This window comes from Streptomyces sp. NPDC006283 (assembly GCF_040613325.1).
Taxonomy (GTDB): Bacteria; Actinomycetota; Actinomycetes; order Streptomycetales; family Streptomycetaceae; genus Streptomyces.
Window position 1 is genome coordinate 1 of record NZ_JBEXRZ010000415.1, and the last position, 2,424, is coordinate 2,424.

Below are 2,424 nucleotides of genomic sequence, written 5' to 3' on the forward strand. Positions count from 1 at the left end.
CCTGGATCGTGGGCCTCCTCGGACACCAGCTCGGCCTGCACGCACCCGGCGAGAAGGACCTCAAGGCCTCCGCCACCGTCATGCACCACCTGCTGCTCGGCCACGGCCTCGCGGTCCGCGAACTGCGCGCCCGGCACCCCCGATCCCGGGCCGGCATCGCCTACAGCCTCTTCCCGCACACCCCCGACAACCCGGACAGTCCCGCCGACCGCCGGGCCTCGTACGCCTCCGACGGCTACGTCAACCGCTGGTTCCTCGACCCGGTGCACGGCCGCGGCTACCCCGCCGACATGCGGGCCCACTGGGAGAACGTCATCGGCGACCTCGACTTCGTCCACGACGGCGACCTCGGCACCATCGCCGCGGGCAGCGACTTCATCGGCGTCAACTACTACACCCGCCGCATCGTCAGCGCCCGCCCCGGCGACGGCCCCTGGCCGTGGACGGTCGAAGAGGGACGCCCCGGCGTCGACCGAACCGACCTGGGCTGGGAGATCGTCCCCGACGACCTGGAAGCCCTGCTGCTGCGGTTGCACGCCGACTACCCCGGCACGCCGCTGGTGATCACCGAGAACGGCGCCGTCCACGGCGACGAGCCCGGCGACGACGGCGCCGTCCACGACACCCGGCGCACCGCCTTCCTCCGTTCCCACCTCACCGCCGTGCACCGCGCCCTCGCTGCCGGTGCCCCCGTGAAGGGCTATTACCACTGGTCGCTCCTCGACAACTTCGAGTGGGCGATGGGCTACTGGCCGCGCTTCGGCCTCGTCCACGTCGATCGCGCCACCCAGCGCCGTACGGTCAAGGACAGCGGCCACTGGTACGCGCAGGTCACCCGGACCGGTGCGATCCCGCCGCTGGGAGAGACCTCCTGATGCCGGACGTGGGCATGCGATGCACCGGCGGCCTGTCCGGAGCCGGGGGCGGGGACGAGGACGGGGCCCGGACGGGACGCATGCCGGAGGCCCGGCCGTGACCGCCCGCCCTCCCCTGCTCGCCGGCCTCGACATCGGCACCACCCACGTCAAGGCCCTGCTCTGCGACCCCTCGGGCAAGGTCGTCGTCCGCGCCAAGTCGCCGACACCGTACGCGAGTGCGGCGCACGCACATCCGGCGGCGGCGCTCGTGCGGGTCGCCCTGCATGCCCTCGCGGAGTGCGTACGGGCCGCCGGGCGCGCCCCGGACGTCGTCGGGCTCACCGGCATGGCCGAGGCGGGTGTTCCCCTCGATACGGACGGACGCCCCCTCGGGCCCGTACGTGCCTGGTCCGACCCCGCGCCCGCCCCGCACGCCGCGCAGCTCGCCGACACCTTCGGGGCGCACGCACTGCACGCCCGCACCGGGGTGCTGCCCAGCGCCAAGGTACCCCTGGCCAAATGGTGCGCCCTCGCCGACGCGGACCCCGCCCTGCTCCGGCGGATGGCCACCTGGGCGGGCGCCGCCGACCTGGTCGGGCACGCGCTCACCGGAAAGACCGGCACGGACGCCACGTTCGCCCAGCGCACCATGGCCTGGGACCCGGTCGCCGGAGCGTGGATCCCGGAACTCCTCGACCGGGCAGGCCTCACCCCCCGGCACATGCCGGCCGTGCACGCCCCCGGCGAGCCCGTCGGCCGGGTCACGGCGGACGCCGCCACCGGCACCGGCCTGCGCGCCGACACCCCCGTCGTCGTCACCGGACACGACCACCTCGTCGGCGCCTGGGCGGCCGGCGTCCGCGAACCCGGTCAGGTCGCCGACTCCATGGGCACCGCCGAAGCCGTCCTCACCGTGACGGCCGCCCCGCCCGACCGTGAACGCACCGCCGCGGAGGGCATGTCCTGGGGCCGGCACGCCGACGGCGTCCACCACATCGTGCTCGCCGGGGCGTCCAGCTCCGGACTGCTCGTGGAATGGTTCTGCGACCGGTTCCTCACCGGACTCGCAGGCGAGCGGCGGTACGCGGAGTTCGCGCGGCTCGTCGACTCGCTGCCCGACGGCCCGTGCGGACCCCTCGTCACCCCGTACGCGAAAGGCCGCAGCGCGCCGAGGCCCGACCCCCGGCCCCGGCTCGCCGTCCACCACCTGGAACTCGGCCACGGCACCGCCCACCTCGCCCGCGCGGTCCTGGAAGGCACCGCCCACCACGCCCGGTGGATGACCGACACCCAGGCCCGCCTCTGCGGCGCCACCCCGAAGGCCGTCACCCTGCTCGGCGGCTCGACCCGGCTGCACGCCTGGACCGCGATCAAGGCCGCCACCGGCACCTGGCCCACCCGCGTGTGCGCCGAACCCGAGGCACCCGCCCTCGGCGCCGCCCTCCTCGCGGGCACCGCCCTCGGCCTCGGCCGGCCCTGGTTGGCGCCAAGGCTGATCTGGCGCCCTCATGCTGGCCGACCCGCAAGGGCGATGTCCATTCCGATGTAAACGGATTCTGAACAATTC

General features: G+C 74.8%; 2 protein-coding genes. Both read left to right on the top strand.

The window, feature by feature from the left end; translation table 11 throughout:
- Nucleotides 1-875: family 1 glycosylhydrolase (locus ABZ070_RS36765; RefSeq protein WP_356640485.1), on the top strand; the 875-nt coding region annotated here is incomplete at its 5' end.
- 97 nt (nucleotides 876-972) lie between these two features.
- On the top strand, nucleotides 973-2,406 hold the full coding sequence (locus tag ABZ070_RS36770) for an FGGY family carbohydrate kinase (RefSeq protein ID WP_356640487.1): 1,434 nt from the start codon (nucleotides 973-975) through the stop codon (nucleotides 2,404-2,406).
- The last annotated feature ends 18 nt before the right edge of the window (nucleotides 2,407-2,424 follow it).